Source organism: Shewanella spartinae (assembly GCF_019457555.1).
Taxonomy (GTDB): Bacteria; Pseudomonadota; Gammaproteobacteria; order Enterobacterales; family Shewanellaceae; genus Shewanella; species Shewanella loihica.
Genome location: NZ_CP080418.1, coordinates 3,681,118 through 3,697,337, shown reverse-complemented (window position 1 = coordinate 3,697,337; position 16,220 = coordinate 3,681,118). Strand labels below are relative to the sequence as shown.

The 16,220-nt window shown below is 55.2% G+C and carries 12 protein-coding genes; 7 read left to right on the top strand and 5 right to left on the bottom strand.

The genetic code is table 11. The features are described from left to right. Nucleotides 1-126: 126 nt before the first annotated feature. On the bottom strand, nucleotides 127-1,569 hold the full coding sequence (gene ccoG, locus K0I31_RS16055) for a cytochrome c oxidase accessory protein CcoG (RefSeq protein ID WP_220079018.1): 1,443 nt from the start codon (nucleotides 1,567-1,569) through the stop codon (nucleotides 127-129). Between the two features lie 180 nt (nucleotides 1,570-1,749). Next, the gene (locus K0I31_RS16050; RefSeq protein ID WP_220079017.1) at nucleotides 1,750-3,198 is read right to left on the bottom strand and encodes a sigma-54 interaction domain-containing protein; all 1,449 of its coding nucleotides are present in this window, start codon (nucleotides 3,196-3,198) and stop codon (nucleotides 1,750-1,752) included. Nucleotides 3,199-3,810: 612 nt separating this feature from the next. On the opposite strand from K0I31_RS16050, the gene K0I31_RS16045 reads away from it, so the two are divergent. Continuing rightward, the gene (locus tag K0I31_RS16045) at nucleotides 3,811-6,387 is read left to right on the top strand and encodes a TonB-dependent receptor plug domain-containing protein (RefSeq protein ID WP_220072204.1); all 2,577 of its coding nucleotides are present in this window, start codon (nucleotides 3,811-3,813) and stop codon (nucleotides 6,385-6,387) included. A 135-nt stretch (nucleotides 6,388-6,522) separates the two neighbouring features. Here the strand turns inward: K0I31_RS16045 and K0I31_RS16040 are convergent, their stop codons facing one another. Then, nucleotides 6,523-7,062, bottom strand: coding sequence for a thioredoxin family protein (locus tag K0I31_RS16040; protein ID WP_220079016.1), 540 nt, complete (start codon nucleotides 7,060-7,062; stop codon nucleotides 6,523-6,525). Between the two features lie 381 nt (nucleotides 7,063-7,443). Here K0I31_RS16040 and ppk1 point away from each other — a divergent pair, with 381 nt between their 5' ends. The 4 genes from ppk1 (at nucleotide 7,444) to K0I31_RS16020 (ending at nucleotide 13,557) form a co-directional block, all read left to right on the top strand. Then, a complete protein-coding gene (gene ppk1, locus K0I31_RS16035) occupies nucleotides 7,444-9,579 on the top strand; it encodes a polyphosphate kinase 1 (protein WP_220079015.1) in 2,136 nt (711 codons plus the stop codon). Between the two features lie 56 nt (nucleotides 9,580-9,635). Beyond that, nucleotides 9,636-11,144, top strand: a complete 1,509-nt coding sequence (locus K0I31_RS16030; protein ID WP_258406657.1) for a Ppx/GppA phosphatase family protein — start codon at nucleotides 9,636-9,638, stop codon at nucleotides 11,142-11,144. 145 nt (nucleotides 11,145-11,289) lie between these two features. Beyond that, nucleotides 11,290-12,921, top strand: a complete 1,632-nt coding sequence (locus K0I31_RS16025; protein ID WP_258406524.1) for a S10 family peptidase — start codon at nucleotides 11,290-11,292, stop codon at nucleotides 12,919-12,921. A 21-nt stretch (nucleotides 12,922-12,942) separates the two neighbouring features. Then, nucleotides 12,943-13,557, top strand: a complete 615-nt coding sequence (locus K0I31_RS16020; protein ID WP_144201984.1) for a LysE family translocator — start codon at nucleotides 12,943-12,945, stop codon at nucleotides 13,555-13,557. Between the two features lie 109 nt (nucleotides 13,558-13,666). On the opposite strand, the gene K0I31_RS16015 is transcribed toward K0I31_RS16020, so the two are convergent. Next, nucleotides 13,667-13,984 carry a DUF3144 domain-containing protein gene (locus tag K0I31_RS16015; protein WP_220043241.1) on the bottom strand — a complete coding sequence of 106 codons (318 nt, stop codon included), beginning with the start codon at nucleotides 13,982-13,984 and terminating at the stop codon, nucleotides 13,667-13,669. Between the two features lie 119 nt (nucleotides 13,985-14,103). Further along, nucleotides 14,104-14,640, bottom strand: a complete 537-nt coding sequence (locus K0I31_RS16010; protein ID WP_220079012.1) for a type II secretion system protein — start codon at nucleotides 14,638-14,640, stop codon at nucleotides 14,104-14,106. Between the two features lie 133 nt (nucleotides 14,641-14,773). Between K0I31_RS16010 and ung the strand changes: the two genes are divergently transcribed. After that, complete coding sequence (gene ung, locus K0I31_RS16005; RefSeq protein ID WP_220079011.1) at nucleotides 14,774-15,442, top strand: uracil-DNA glycosylase; 669 nt, start codon at nucleotides 14,774-14,776, stop codon at nucleotides 15,440-15,442. A gap of 182 nt (nucleotides 15,443-15,624) precedes the next feature. Beyond that, nucleotides 15,625-16,218: a hypothetical protein gene (locus K0I31_RS16000; RefSeq protein WP_220043238.1), complete on the top strand. Its 594-nt coding sequence runs from the start codon at nucleotides 15,625-15,627 to the stop codon at nucleotides 16,216-16,218. Nucleotides 16,219-16,220: the final 2 nt, after the last annotated feature.

Here is a 16,220-nt window from a genome sequence, read left to right as displayed (position 1 = left end):
TGATGGAGCCGTCATTATCGGGTATTGGGAGAGGGATTAAGAGTGAGGCGTGAAAGCGATTGGGTAAACGTGCATATAAGTGTCGGCCCCGGTGGCCAGTAACACCACCGAGGCACACTCGAGTCCTTAGAAGGCGCTCAGGCTAAAGAAGGGACTGGCCTGGGAGACCTTCTCCTTGGGGTTACTCAGGTTGGTGACCGTAAAGGCGATGGTCTGTTTCTGCAGCTTAGCGCCGACAAAGTCCGCCTGTTTCTGCTCGAAAACCGTTACCGGATAGCTCAGCTGCTCACCGGCCTTGATCAGCACCTGCTGTGAGGTCTCCTTGGCGAAGCCGTGGTTGCCTGTGTCCTTTAGGCTGATTAGGTACTGGTGATCTTCCTGGGTCTTGTTGCGGATCTTCAGGGTGTAGCTGTTTTCGATGCGGCCGTCACCCACCTCGCGGTAGAGGCTCTGGCGGTCACGGATAACGTTGAGATCTATGCTCTGGTGGCGATAGAGATCCAGGGCGAACACGCTGAGCATGATGATCACCGCGATGCCATAGCCGACAAACTTGAAGGAGGTAAAGCGTTTCACTTCCTTCTTCTGCAGCTCGTTTTCGCTGGCGTAACGGATCAAGCCCTTGTCATAGCCAAACTTATCCATGGTCTGGTCGCAGGCATCGACACAGGCGCCGCAGTTGATGCACTCATATTGCAGGCCGTTACGAATATCTATCCCAGTGGGGCAGACATCGACACACAGATTACAGTCGACGCAGTCGCCGAGATCGGTTGCCTGTTTGCGTTTTCGCGGCCCGCGAGACTCGCCGCGGGCGGCGTCATAGGAGACGGTCAGGGTATTGGCATCGAACATGGCCGACTGGAAGCGGGCATAGGGGCAGCAGTGCAGGCACATCTGTTCGCGCATCCAGCCCGCGTTGAGGTAGGTGCACAGGGCGAAGAACCAGACCCAGGCGGTAACCCAGAAACTGGCGCTTAGGGTAAAGATCTGTGGATAGAGCTCGCTGGCCGGGATGAAGTAGGCGATGAAACCACAGCCGGTGATCAGCCCCGCAAGTGCCCAGGCCAGATGCTTGGCGCCGCGTTTAAGCACCTTCTCAAGACTCCAGGGAGCCTTATCCAGGGCGTGACGCTTGTTGCTGTTGCCCTCTATCTGCCGCTCTATCCAGACGAAGGCGAAGCTCCAGCTGGTCTGAGGGCAGAGGTAGCCACACCAGACACGCCCCCAGAAGACGGTGACGAAGAAGAGGGCGAAGGCGGCGATGATAAATAGCCAGGCCAGCAGGGTGAAATCCTGCGGCCACAGGGTCAGGTTGAAGAAGTGAAACTCCTGGCGCTCCACATCCAAGAGGATCGCCTGGCGTCCCTGATAGGGGATGAAGGGCAACAGGAAGAAGAAGAGGATAAGCAGGCTGTTGAGGCCGGTGCGCAGGCGCTGAAAGCGCCCCTTCTGTTCTTTTATGTGTATCTTACCGCGCTGCACCGGCAGATTGGTCACGGGGATGGCCTGGCCCAGGGCGGCCTTGGTGGCGATTGGGTTCTCTGTATTGCTGAGATCTTGACTCATTGGCTTTCCAAACTCTTGCTAGGGGAATTGCCGACAGCCAATGCAAGTTGGGAACCAAGTTTTGTTGCTTAATAAGTGTTTGAAACTAATAGGGTTTAATTCATCTGCTCTATTTGTAATTAGCGATATATCGTGCTTTGGCGAAATATCGCTAATTTGCAAGAGATCACTCAAGATACTTTAGGCCGGACGCTTGATCCCCAGCTTGAGCATGCGGGATCTCAGGGTGCTGGCGGGCAGCCCGAGCAGGTTGGCGGCGCCGTTGGGGCCCGAGATACGCCAGTTGAGCCGTTTGAGGGTGCGGCGGATATGGGCGGCCTCGACCTGCTGCAGGGTCTGAAACTCCCCCTTGTCCTGAGGCTGCGGCTCGGCCTGTAGCGCCGGGATCTGCAGGATCTGACCGTGACAGAGAATGGTCTGACGCTCGATAACGTTCTGCAGCTCACGCACGTTGCCGGGCCAGTGATAGGCCATCAGGTGCTGCATGCCTTGCTTGCTGACCCCTTTGATCTTCTTGCCCAGCTTATGGTTTAGGTTAAGAAGGATATCGCTGACCAATAGTGGAATATCTTGCTGCCGCTCCCTGAGTGGTGGCACATTCAGGGGGAAGACATTGAGGCGATAGTAGAGATCCATGCGAAACAGCCCTTGTTCTACCCGCTTAAGCAGATCGTGATGGGTGGCGGTCACCAGGCGGATATCCACCTTGATAGGAGTGCTGCTGCCCACTCGCTCGAACTCCTGCTCCTGGATCACCCTGAGCAGCTTAGACTGGGCCTCGAGGGAAAGCTCGGCCACCTCATCGAGAAATAGCGTGCCCTGATGGGCCAGCTCGAATCGCCCCTTGCGGCGGCTGGTGGCGCCGGTGAAGGCGCCCTTCTCGTGGCCGAAGAGCTCACTCTCTAGCAGGGTGGGGGAGAAGGCGGCGCAGTTGACGCTCACCAGGGGCTGATCGCTGCGATCGCTGAGGGCATGTATGTTGCGGGCCACTAACTCCTTACCTGTGCCGTTCTCGCCGTTGATCAGCACGGTACTGCTGGTGTTGGCCACCAGTTTTATCTGCTGGATAAGCGACTGTATCGTCTCGCTCTCGCCCGAAATATTGACCTCCTGACGGTGGCTGGCCAGCTCGGTGAGCAGGTAGTCATTCTCGTTGGCCAGCTTCTCCGACAGGGCCTGCACCTGTTTCAGTGCCTCCCTGAGGGAGGCCTCTGTCTGCTTTTGAATGCTAATGTCACGAAATATCGCGACCACACCTATGAGGCGCTCGTTCTTGTAGACGGGGGTCGAGGTGTAGTGCACCGGGAAGCTGCTGCCGTCCTTGCGCCAGAAGAGATCATGGCTGATCTCCCGGGCAATGCCGTCGTGCAGCGTGTTGTAGATGGGGCACTCTTCCTGGGGATAGGGGCTGCCATCGGCGTGGCTGTGGTGGTGACAGTCGTGGATGTTCTTACCCAGCAGCTCCTCGGCCTTCCAGCCCGTCATCCGCTCGGCGGCAGGGTTGATAAAGACGGCGTTGCCCTCGAGGTCGAAGCCGTAGATCCCTTCGCCTACCGCGTTGAGCAGCAGTTTGTTCTCGGGTAGAAAGTCCACATGGGCATCATCGACCCTTGGATGTTTACAAGCCATGTTCGCCGCTCCTTGCTGGCAATGATTGTCGTGCTATCTCACTCTGAACATGAGGTCCGTATGCTAGGCGTGGAGAGCCATTCTCGAACAGTGACTCTTAATAAGTCTTTAGAAAAGTCACTCACTAAATGTCGCTCAGCCTTTAAATGAACATTTAAACTAACCTCTCACTTAGCCCCTATATTAGCCCGTTTTCTTGAATGGCGTCATCAAGCCTTTCCACGATATTTCGCTAATCTATCTTAGCTGCTCTGGCACTAATGCTAGATCGCCTGTTTAGCAGACCACTTTGCTATCTCCTTAGAGGTGGATGTTAATCATCGGTTAACGTTTTTCGCATCTTTTGAATATTTGCTTTAATCGAAACTGTTTGAGCTTTAATGATTAATCTTTTTGGGGTTTTATCGTGAATGCCACGTATTTGTTCGATTTTTAGTCTGCTAGTGTCTTCTGCTCTCGTCTAAATTAGACCAATTAGTATTAGCAATTATTTTTTGTTTGTTATAAAAGTGTAAATGAAATGTATTCATTTCACTCTGGGGTATGCCTGTGGTGGTTCGTGTGAGAAAGACGCGAATGATGGCGAAATATAAAAAAAACTATGCGGGAAAAATGATGACAACACATAAAAATAAAGGTTTCGGCGTGAGTGCGCTGAGTTTTGCCATCTCTTTGGCATTGACAGGGTCGTTAGCGAGTACACAGGCATTTGCCGATGATCAGCAGGCAGAAGCGTCTCAGAATATTGAAAAAATTGCCGTGGTGGGAACACGTTCTGCGCCACGCTCTATCGGCGATTCGCCGGTACCTATCGATATCATTAGCAGCGATGATCTGAAGAAGAATGGTTCTACCGACATGATCGACATGCTGGTCACCACTGTGCCTTCTTTCAACTCTCGTGCCCAGCCCATCAGTGATGCGGCAACCCTGATCCGTCCGGTCAACCTACGTGGTCTGCCGTCAGACAGCACCCTGGTATTGGTCAACGGCAAACGTCGTCACCGCGCCTCGGTGATCGCCTTCCAGGGCGGTGGCATCAACGATGGTGCTCAGGGCCCGGATATCTCGGTCATTCCGAGTGCGGCGCTGAAACAAGTAGAGGTGCTGCGTGACGGTGCGGCGGCGCAATATGGTTCAGACGCCATCGCAGGTGTGATGAACTTTGTGCTCAAAGATGATGCCGAAGGTGGCTCTATCACGGTCGGCCAAGGCGAATACTATGAGGGCGACGGTGCCACTACCACTATCGATGCCAACGTGGGACTCCCTCTGTCAGACGCTGGGTTTGTGAACCTCAGCCTGCAATACAAGAATGCCGATGCGACCAGCCGCAGCATGCAGCGTCCGGATGCGGCCAACCTGATTGAGCAGGGCAACACCTTCGTCCAAGACCCTGCCCAGGTATGGGGTAATCCAGAGATCAAGGATGACTACAGCTTCTTCCTTAACTCTGGTTATGACATCAACGACAATGCGCGCCTATATGCCTTTGGTAACCTCTCTTCGCGCGATGTGGTCGGTGGTTTCTACTATCGTAACCCTCACAATCGCGGCAACGTCTACTCGTTAGATGGCGGTGAAACCCTGTTGGTGGGTGCGGTCAATGGCGATCCTTCTACCTGTGCCGTGGTGCCAATTCCTAAGAATGCTGATGGTAGCGACGGTAATGTGCTAGAGACAGATGCCTACAAGGCAATGCTGGCCGATCCTAACTGTTTCGCCATGAACCAGCTGCGTCCGGGCGGTTATACGCCGCAGTTTGCCGGTACTGTGGAAGACACCTCTTTCTTCGCCGGTGTTAAAGGCGAGCTAGGTGCCTGGAACTATGATTTCAGCGCCGGTATGGGTAACAATAAGTCGACCTTCAGCCTGAAGAACTCGCTTAACCCGTCACTGGGCTTAGACACACCGACCGACTTTGAAACCGGTGCCTATGAGCAGGCCGAGACCACAGTTAACCTGGACTTCTCGCGCATGCTCACCCTGGGCAGCGTCGAAGATATCAGCTTCGCCACAGGTTTCGAGTGGCGTGAAGAGTCTTTCGAGATCACTCAGGGCGAAGAAGCCTCTTGGATTGCTGGCCCATACGCCGACCAGGGCTTCAACATTGGCTCTCACGGCTTCAAGGGTTTCGGCCCAGAGTCTGCTGGCAAGAACTCACGTAACAACATAGGCGTCTATGCCGACATGGAAGCCTATCTGGGCGAGCGCTGGTTGCTTGGCGCCGCGCTGCGTTACGAGGACTTCTCTACCTTCGGTGACACCCTGAACTACAAGCTGACCGCTCAGTTCACGGCTACCGACGATCTCTCTTTCCGCGCGTCACACAGCACAGGTTTCCGTGCGCCGACCGTGGGTCAGGAGAACGTGGTTAACACTCAGACCTCTATCGTTAACGGTGACCTGATCCAGACCTTTATCGCGCCGCCAACCGATCCGCTGTCGGCCTTCTATGGCGGTAAGGTGCTTAAGCCTGAGGAATCTGTCAGCTATGCCCTCGGCGCCGTGTTCGAGCATGAAAACCTCTTCGTGACTCTGGATTACTACAATATCGAGGTGACAGGCCGCATCGCGCAGTCGAGCCAGATTGAGGTTGAGGCGAAAGACTATGACGCGCTGCGCGCCGCCGGTGTCGAGTTCCCTGAGCTTATTTCTGCGGTGACTTATTACACCAACGACTTCGATACCACGACTCAGGGTATCGATCTGGTGGCGTCATACGACACTCAGCTGTTGTCGGGCGATACCAAGTTCAGCTTGGCCTATGGCTGGACGGATACCAGCGTCGACAAGTACAACCCAAATACCACAGATGAGGGTAAGGTGCGTCGTCTAGAAGATGGTATTCCGGCTCACCGTGCGACTCTGACCTGGGCACAGTCTTGGGACAGATTCAGCATGTCGCTGCGTGGTAACTACTTCGGTGAGTACTATGCGACTCACGCCGACGATACCTCGGATTGGGGCTCAGAGATGGCCGATTCTGCGGTGACAGTGGATCTGGAACTAAGCTATCAGTTCCTCGATAGCCTGACCGTCTCTATCGGTGCCAACAACCTGTTCGATCAGGAGGCGCAGAAGCTGAAAGACGGTACCCGTGGTGAGCTAGGTGCGATCTACTATGAGAGTGGCCCGTTCGATTACAACGGTGGCTACTACTATGGTCGCGTGAACTACCGCTTCTAATCTCGGCGTCTTAGGCGTTAGTGATTAAAATCACCAGGCGTTAGTGATTAAAATCACCAGGCGCTAGCAATTGAAATGATAAGAAGGCTGCCTTGCAGCCTTCTTTTTTTGCTTTTGTTTGAGTCTGGCTGGCGACTAACCGCGCGGAGGCAGGGCGCTGAGCAGGTCGTCGATTGACAGCACTCTTGGCAGGACTAAGCCATCGGGGTGAGCCTGACTGTAGACGATATTAAAGGGCACGCCATAGGCCTGATACTGAGCCAGATAGGCCTCTATCCTGGCATCGCTCTGGGTGAGGTCGCCGCGCATCAACACCATATCCTTATCCTTTAGCCGCTCAACCACTACCGCCTGATGCAGTACCCTGTCTTTGTTGGCCTTACAGATGTTGCACCAGTCGGCGCTAACATCCACAAACACCGTCTTGCCCTGGGCCAGTTGGTCTGGAATAGCATTCGGCCTTAGCGACTGCCACACCAGCTGCTTATAGGCATCATCGCCGGCCTTGGGGGCAATAAAATAACTCACGGCGCCGTTGATTAGCGCAAACACCAGCAGCACAGCCAAGACACCCGTTGGGATCTGGCTGCCCTTGAGCTTCTTGTAGCTGAGCCAGACAAATAGCCCGAGTAGCAGGCTTAGGGTGAGGGCGCTGACCAGCAAGATGTTGTTCATTGTGATGCCTGGTGTCCTTTAGTTGATGACTAGTGGTTGATGATGGGTTTTGCCTAGGTTTGCTAGGTATTTGGGCCCGCTAGGTCTTTGGGAGCAGCTTGCTATCCGGGTGTAGCAGAGGATTTGCCGCGCCATCATGATACCCCTTCTGACTCTATGCAACCCTCTTAAGTTCAAAAGCTTATCCCGATCGCGATAGCACATAGGCTAAAGGGAGCTTGTCATAAATATGACATCCTACTGAAGTAATCTGCTGCTAATGGAAATTCTTTTTAAGCCTTGCCAATAGCTTGCCGCCGACGCTAATCGCCTCGCGCTGGCCTGTGGCGTGGCAAAGATGCAATGAAGCCGCCGTTTCCCTGCGCTCAAAGGAGTAGTCGAGTGTCTCCCAATTCCGACAAGATGTTTATCGACAAGGAACTGTCCTGGTTGTCGTTTAATGAACGCGTGTTGCAAGAAGCCTGCGACAGCGAGGTACCGCTGGTAGAGCGGGTGCGTTTTCTGGGGATATTTTCCAGCAACATGGATGAGTTCTTCAGGGTCAGGGTCGCCCAGGTGCGCCGCAGCATCATGCTGTCGAGCCTGCAAGATGGCCGCAGTAACAGCCGTCACCTGATGGCCAAGATCCAGACCCGGGTGCTGGCATTGCAGGAGCGTTTCGACAGCATCTATACCGAGTTGATGCGCGAGCTGATCCGCCGCAACATACTGCTGATCAATGAGGGGCAGCTGAGCGACTTTCACAGCCAGTGGCTGAGGGTCTATTTTAGAGACCATCTCAAGCGTCATATCGCGCCGCTGATCATAGGCAATCACAGATCTATGGTGAAACACCTCACCGACAACGCCACCTATCTGGCGGTCTGCCTGCACAGCAAGGACAGGCGCCAATATGCCCTGGTGGAGGTGCCGACCAAGAACGTGCCCCGTTTCGTCGAGCTGCCGACCGGTAAGCCTAAGAGTAAGAAGTATCTGATCTTATTAGATAACATCATACGTCACTGCCTGGATGACCTGCTCTCGCCCTTCTTCGAGTATGAGTCTATCGACGCCTACTCGATGAAGCTGACCCGCGATGCCGAGTTCGATATTGCCGACGAGTTGGATCAGAGCCAGTTGGAGAAGATGACCCGCGGCCTCAAGCAGCGCCTCACCGCCGAGCCGGTGCGCCTGGTGTATGACAGACAGATGCCTGAGCATATGCTGGCGATGATTAAGGAGCAGCTGGGGATCAGTTCCACAGAGTGTCTGGTGCCCGGCGGGCGTTATCACAGCTTCAAGGACTTCATCGCCTTCCCCAACCCAGGGCGCAAGTATCTGGAGAATGCCAAGTTGCCGGCCCTGGACAGCGCGGGTTTCCAGCGTTGCAGCAATAGTTTCGATGCCATTGCCCGCGGCGATATCATGCTCAACTATCCCTACCATAAGTTTTCTCATTTTACCGAGATGGTGCGTCAGGCGGCCTACGACCCGGCGGTGAAGTTTATCAAGATCAACCTCTACCGGGTGGCCAAGAAGTCGCGGGTGATGCACTCACTGATGGATGCGGTGAAGAACGGCAAGCAGGTGACCGCGGTGATCGAGCTCAGGGCGCGCTTCGACGAGGAGCACAACATAGAATGGACCCGGATCCTGGCCGAGGCGGGGGTCAAGGTGCATCACGGTATCCCCAGCCTCAAGGTGCATTCCAAGCTGTGTTTAATTGGCCGGGAAGAGCAGGGCGAGACCCGCCTCTACTGTCATATCGGCTCGGGCAACTTTAACGAGGGCACCGCCAAGGTTTACACGGATCTGTCGCTGTTTACCGCCAATCAGGAGATAGCGCGGGAGGTGGAGCAGGTGTTCGACTTAATTGAGCACCCCTACCGGCGCGACAACTTCCAGCACCTGCTGGTCAGCCCCTTCGATGCCAGGCAGAAGCTGACGGCGCTTATCGATCGCGAGATCCTTAACGCCCGCTGTGGCGGCAAGGCGGCCATCACCCTCAAGCTCAACAACCTGGTGGACGAGCAGCTGATCAACAAGCTGTATGAGGCCTCCATGGCCGGGGTCGGCGTTAAGCTGATCATTCGCGGCATGTGTTCACTGGTGCCGCAGATCCCAGGGATCAGCGATAACATTCAGGTGATCAGCATAGTGGATCGCTTCCTGGAGCACTCCCGCGTCATGGTGTTCCATGCCGGCGGCGAGAATCTGGTGTTCCTCTGCTCCGCCGACTGGATGAGCCGTAACATAGACAGTCGCATCGAGGTGAGTACTCCCATCTATGATCCTGATCTGAAGCAGATGATCATCGACATACTGCAGCTGCAGCTGGGTGACAACACCAAGGCGAGGATCATCAACCAAGATCAGAGTAACCCCTATCGCGGCCGCGGCAATAAGCGTAAGGTAAGATCTCAAATCGCCATACATCAATATCTTAGCCAGTATGAGAAACAGGCCAAGGCTCGCATCAAAGCCGAAGAGACATCGAGCGAGCCTAAGCCCAACTATCCACTGCTGGCCGCCAGCTAGCCCCTATTGGAGGAACTTTGGCCCTAGTCACACAACGCCATTTTGTCGCTATCGACATGGGCTCAAACAGTTTTCATCTCATGATTGCCAGGGAGCAGGACGGCAGTCTGCAGATCCTCCACAGGGAGAAGGAGCAGGTCCGTCTGGCTCAGGGCCTCAACGCCGAGGGCTACCTGTCTGACGAGGCGATGGCCCGCGGCCTAGAATGCCTGAGAAACTTCGGTCAGCGTTTTTCCGACCTCCTTGAGACTCAGATCCGTCTGGTGGCGACCCACACCCTGAGAGTCGCCAAGAACCGCGACAAGTTTCTTAAGGCGGCGCTGAAGATCATCCCCTTTCCGATTGAAGTAATCTCCGGCCACGAAGAGGCCAGGCTTATCTACTCGGGTATCGCCCAGAGTCAGGTGCTGGCACGCAATAATCTGGTGATCGATATCGGCGGCGGCTCCACCGAGGTGGTGATCGGCGAGAAACACCTGCCGGTGAAACTCTCCAGCCTGCGCTGCGGCTGCGTCAGCTTTAACGAGCGCTTCTTCGAAGATGGCACATTGACCACGGCTGCCTTTCGCGCCGCCCAGGCGGCTGCCGACAGGCAGTTCTCCTCGCTTTCCAAGGAATATTTCGAGGCCGACTGGGAGCTGGTGCTGGGCAGCTCTGGCTCGGTCAAGGCGATCTGCGAGGCATTGGCGGAATTGTTACGGCGAGAGAGGCTGGCCGGTGAAGGTGCCAGTGAAGAGACACAAGAGAGCGATATCGAGCCCGGTCACTATGCCCCAGTGACCCTGAGTCAGCTCAAGCGCCTCAAGCGCTTGCTGATAGAGGCGGGTCATGTGGACAGGCTAGATTTTGCCAATATCGACCGCAAGCGCATCATACTGGTGCCGGCGGGGCTGGCCATTCTGCTCAGCTTCTTTCGCCGCCTGGAGATCCAGCAGCTTAGCTTTACCCCGGCGGCCCTGCGCGAAGGCGTGCTCTACGAGCTGGCGCAGATAGGTCAGTATCATGATGTGCGCCATCGCACCGTAGACAGTATTGCTCAGCTCTATCATGTGGATATGGCTCAAGGCGCCAGGGTGTGTAAAAGCGCCATGGCGCTGTTCGAGTCGGTGGCCGATGCCTGGGAGATCCGCCCTCAGGCGAGGCTGCTGGCCTATGCCGCGACCCTGCATGAGATAGGCATACACATCAACTCCCGCTCCCACCATAAGCATGGCGGCTATATCATAGCCAACAGCGATCTGCCGGGCTTTAGTCAGGATCTGCAGCAGGATCTTGCGCTGCTTATCGGCAATCAGCGCAAGAAGCCACAGTTCGAGCAGCTCAACGCCCTGCCGGATGGACGGCGCCAGCTGATGGTGCGCTTGTTGTGTCTGCTGCGCCTCGCCATCCTGGTCAATCTCGGCCGGGTCGCTCAGAGCCTGCGCCTAAGCTGCGCGCCGCTGGACACCAACGAGCTGGCGCTGCTGCCCGAGCAGAGCGCGCGGGTGGACCTGCTGCTTAAGGATCTCAAGCGGGAGAAGAAGCATATGCGCGAGCTGGGCCTTAGCCTGCGGCTGGAGAGCTAAGCGGGGCACGACAAGGGCTGCCGATTCGCTAGCGGCCCGTCGTCGTGCGTGAAAAATTTGTTTGCAATTGATGCTTTGCGACGCTTTGGGATTCTTTGTAAGCTGACCGGCCCAAATCGACAATAACAATAATAGGACGCGCTCCATGGCTGATATTTTTACGCGGCGACACTCAGGTCAAAACTATTCTAGTCAAGACCACTTGAGTCAAAATCCATTCAATCATCAGACTCATTTCCTATCGCGACTCAAGCTCTCCAAGCAATTGCTGGGGGCGGCTGGCCTGTCGCTGCTGCTTCTGAGCCTTCCTGGTCAGGCGGCTCAGGAAAAATCTAACGGCAAGCCTGCCAAGACAGAGGCACAGGCGCCAGAGGCCAAGGTGTATCAAACCACGGGTCAGGTGAAGATCAACGGCGAGCGGGTGCACTATGAGACCATCGCCTCGGAAACCATCTTAGAAGATGACAAGGACAAGCCGCTGGCAAGCATCTTCTCGGTCACCTATCTGCGCACCAAGATTGAATCAGGTCAGCCACGCCCCGTGACCTTCGTGTTTAACGGCGGCCCTGGCTCGGCCTCGCTCTGGCTGCACATGGGGCTGTTTGGGCCTAAGCGTGTGGTGGTGCCGGGTGATGCCAAGGACGATGGCGCCGCGCCTTATCACTTAGTGGATAACGAATTTTCCATGCTGGACAAGTCGGATCTGGTGTTTATCGATCCCGTGGGCACTGGCTTTAGCCGCGCCCTGGGTGAACACAAGGGTCAGGACTTCTGGGGCGTGAAAGAGGACGCCCAGTCGATTGCCGAGTTTATTCGCCGCTGGCTGATTGAACATGGCCGCTGGAACTCGCCCAAGTATATCGCCGGTGAGAGTTATGGCACCACCCGCGCCGCCGCATTGGTGGACGAGCTGCAATCTGGCTGGACTGATATCTCGGTCAATGGCGTCATGTTGATCTCATCCATTCTCGATTTTAGCCATGCCCGCTATCAGCCCGGCAACAATCAACCCTATATCGGCTTCCTGCCCACCATGGCGGCCACCGCCTTCTACCATGACAGGCTTGCTGCGACCGATAAGGCGATGGGGCTGAGCGCCTTCGTCGAGGCGGCGCGCCAGTTTGCAATGAACGATTATGCTCTGGCGCTGCTTAAGGGCAGTCGTCTACCTCTAGCTCAATACCAGGCGGTGCGCCAGCAACTGGCACGCTTTACTGGACTGACTGAGGACTATCTGGACAGGGTGAACTTGAGAGTCAGCGCCAGTCGTTATACCAAGCAGCTGCTCAGGGATGAAGATCGCACCGTCGGCCGCTTGGATAGCCGTTATCTGGGCGTCGACTATGACAGCGGCGGCGAGCGCACCGATGCCGACCCATCTGGCTATGGCATAGATGGCGCCTACACGGCGGCGATTCACCAATATTTGTATCAGGATCTGGGGGTGAAGATCACCCGTCCCTTTAACGTGCTCTCGGTCGACGTTAACCGTGGCTGGAACTGGAGCATCAGCGGCAAGCAGATGCACTATGTGAATGTCGCCCCCTATCTCGGTCGCGCCCAGCGTGAGAACAAGGATTTCAGAATCCTGGTGGCCAATGGTTACTATGATTTTGCCACTCCCTTCTTTGCCACCGAGAACACCCTGGCCGATAACGGCATAGACAATAGCCGCGTGGAGATGCACTACTACGAGGCGGGCCATATGATGTATATTGAGCCCTCGTCGCTAAAGGCGCTGGCTAAGGATATTCGCCAGTTCTATCAGGCGGACTAATCAGGACAGCGAGGAGATAAGATGAGTTTTAGTGCGTGGCTGGGGCTGTTGGCCATCTGTTGTTTGGGCGCCATGTCGCCTGGGCCGAGTCTGGCCATGGTGGTGCGTCATACCCTGGGCGGTGGCCGGGCTAACGGTATCGTCTGCGCCTGGGCGCACTCCATTGGCATAGGTATCTACGCCCTGGTGACCCTGCTGGGGCTGGCGGTGCTGCTTAAGCAGGCCCCGCTGGTGTTTAACGGTATCGCGATCCTCGGCGCCCTCTATCTTGCCTATATCGGTGTGCAGGCGCTGCGCTCTAAGGGCGGCATGTCGGATAAGCTGGCGGCGGGTAAGTCGACAGACTGGTTGACCGCTGCCCGCGACGGTATCGCCATCTCGTTGTTTAACCCCAAGATCATGCTGTTTTTCCTGGCGCTCTTCAGCCAGTTTGTGATGGTGGCCGACGAGCTATGGGGCAAGTCGCTTATCGTGTTGACGCCGCTGGTGGTCGATGGCCTCTGGTACACCCTGATTGCGTTCTTGCTGTCGCACAAATCGGTATTGCCTAAGCTAAGGGAGAAGGCGGCGCTTATTGATAAACTCTCGGGCGTGGTGCTGATTCTGCTGGCGGTGCGGGTGCTGGTGACCCTCTAGGGGCAATAGGCTTTGCTTAATCCACCTAAGCTTTTGAAGCAGTCATAACAATGCGGCTAAGGAATATTCCTTAGCCGCATTGTTTTATCTGGCTGTGTCGGTTAGCAGACTAGCCGTTAAAGACCTGTACGGCATCATCTTTGGCTGGCTCCTGCTGAGCCGCTGGCGGATTGTCGATATGATCGTCTAGGTTATCATTCAACATGTCCTTGTATTCTTTGGTAAACCACTCCAGTGCGTTGGCTTTCTCGGCCTTAAGATCGGCAGATTTCAGCGCGGCCTCGAAGGCGTTAAAGCGGGCGGCGGCGAAACGCAGGGCGGTACCCACCTTGGCGATATCCTGCTCCTCGGCGCTAAGCTCGTTGGCTAAGGCGATAAACTTGTCGGCTAACTGAAAAATAGTGGTTTCTTTTTGCTGTTCTGACATGCGCATGCTCACAGGTAGGTCAATAGTATGCTGGCATAGTAACGTAAATTAGCCGTTAATGAAGCATAGATTTAGAGGTAATGGGATCTGTATCGCCAATCCCAATGCGCGCCGCAGGGTTAACTGGCGGGATCGCTGTCGACCAGCACCCGGCCATCTCGTGAGTCATAGTAGATGCTGAAGTTTTGGTTGTCGCTTAGGTTGTAGCGACACTGGTTCACGCTGATATAGTTGGCCTTATAATCTGTGCTCGTCTGGGCATCGCTGCGCGAGACGCTGGGCTCGTCGCCCTGAAACACCGTCTCCCACACCGAGATGCAATCTTCTACGTTGTCCAGCTGCGGCGAGGCCTCGTTATCGGTAAAGTAGTGCTGCGCTGGCCAGCCATTGGCGTTAAAATCCATCTCGCCGGCTTCGTCGTCGCCGAAGGTCTTGAGGTTTTCCGCCGGGCCTGAGCCTACTCGGATCGCCCAGACGGCGCGGGCCATGTCGATGCCGGACTTGAAGGCGCCGCCGGTCGCCTTAACGCTGGCGACTTGAGCGTCCTGGGAGAGATTGATAAATTTTGGCAGGGCGGTCACCGCCAGGATCCCCAGCACTATGATAACGACCACGAGTTCGATAAGGGTAAAACCGCGTTTATGCGCCAAGGACATCGTAAAACCTCTTGGTTATGCAGAGACTACTCTCGGTAAGCTTGAATGTGGCGTTTTACTCTGTATGAGTTGGATTACGCCGTAAATATCACTCGATTCTAAGTTTTTTTCGAAAAAATATAAAGAGATAGCTATGACAGAGATCAGCCAATGGCAAGATTTTATCGACCAGGAGGCCCAGCAGGCCTACTTTGGCCAGTTGCAGTCTTTCGTGCAAGGTGAGCGCGATGCCGGTAAGGCGATCTACCCGCAAGAGGAGCAGGTGTTTAGCGCCTTCGAGCTAACGCCGCTGGATAAGGTGAGGGTGGTATTGATTGGTCAAGATCCTTATCACGGCGAGGGCCAGGCGCACGGCCTCTGTTTCTCGGTGCAGCCTGGGGTGAAGGTGCCGCCATCTTTGGTGAACATGTATAAGGAGCTGGCCAGTGATATCGATGGCTTTGCGATCCCAGACCATGGCTACCTGGCCAAGTGGGCAGAGCAGGGCGTCTTGATGCTCAATACTGTACTCACGGTAGAGCAGGGCAAGGCGCACTCTCATGCCAAGGCGGGCTGGGAGACCTTTACCGACAACGCCTTGAGGCTGCTTAATGAGCAGGAGCGCCCGATTATTTTCGTGTTGTGGGGCGGCCACGCCATGAAGAAGAGCAAGCTTATCGAGGCGGAGCAGCACCATCTGGTGAGCGGGCCTCACCCTTCGCCGCTCTCTGCCTACCGAGGTTTCTTTGGCTGTAAACACTTCTCAAAAATCAACGAGTTGTTAAAGGCCTCTGGCGAGACGCCTATCGACTGGCAGGTATAAAAACCAGACAAAGATGCTACAAAATCATACTTGCCGTACCATGAAAAGCTAATTATATTGATAGAGAAGTGTAACGTAACTGTTAACGGTTTTGGGTGGGATACCCTGAATGGTTTAAACAGGTTACAGCGGCTTGGGTAGGTAGCCGCCTCCCAGGAAAGGCTTTCAAGGCGGACAGGAATATGGATATTAGAGCTAAGCGAGGAACGCTTGTTCGTTGGAATCAGGAACAGAGGGTAGGTTTCATCGCCCCGGACGACGGATCGGACGAACTCAGAATTTTTGGCATCAATTTACTCCCCTATGAACACATGCCCAAAGAGGGTGAATCTGTGGTGTATCGCCAGTGGAAAGACGCGCTGCGCGGCACTAAGGTCACCAAGGGTGAGATAGATCTGGGTAATCCCATTACCTTGACCTCGCCTTTCGAGTCCCATGATAAGTTTGACAGTGAAGATGCCATCAGCTGGCGCGTCAAGGTTGGTCTGGTGGCCCTGGCGATCGCCTTTGGTAATCTGCTCTATCTGTTTATGGTCAACTATGACTACTCGGCCGATGTGGATATCAAACCGCCGGAGGGGCTGTTCCCCCCAGGGTCTGAGTATTACGTGGGTAAGCAGGAGCTGCAGAATGTGGTGTTTAGCTGCGATGCCCGCCAGCAGTGCCTGCAGATGACCTCCTGTCAGGAGGCCAAATACTTCGCCAACCATTGCCCCGGATTTGAGGTCAATGTGGGCGACACTCCCTGCGTCAATCTCTGGTGTAAATCAAATTAAGT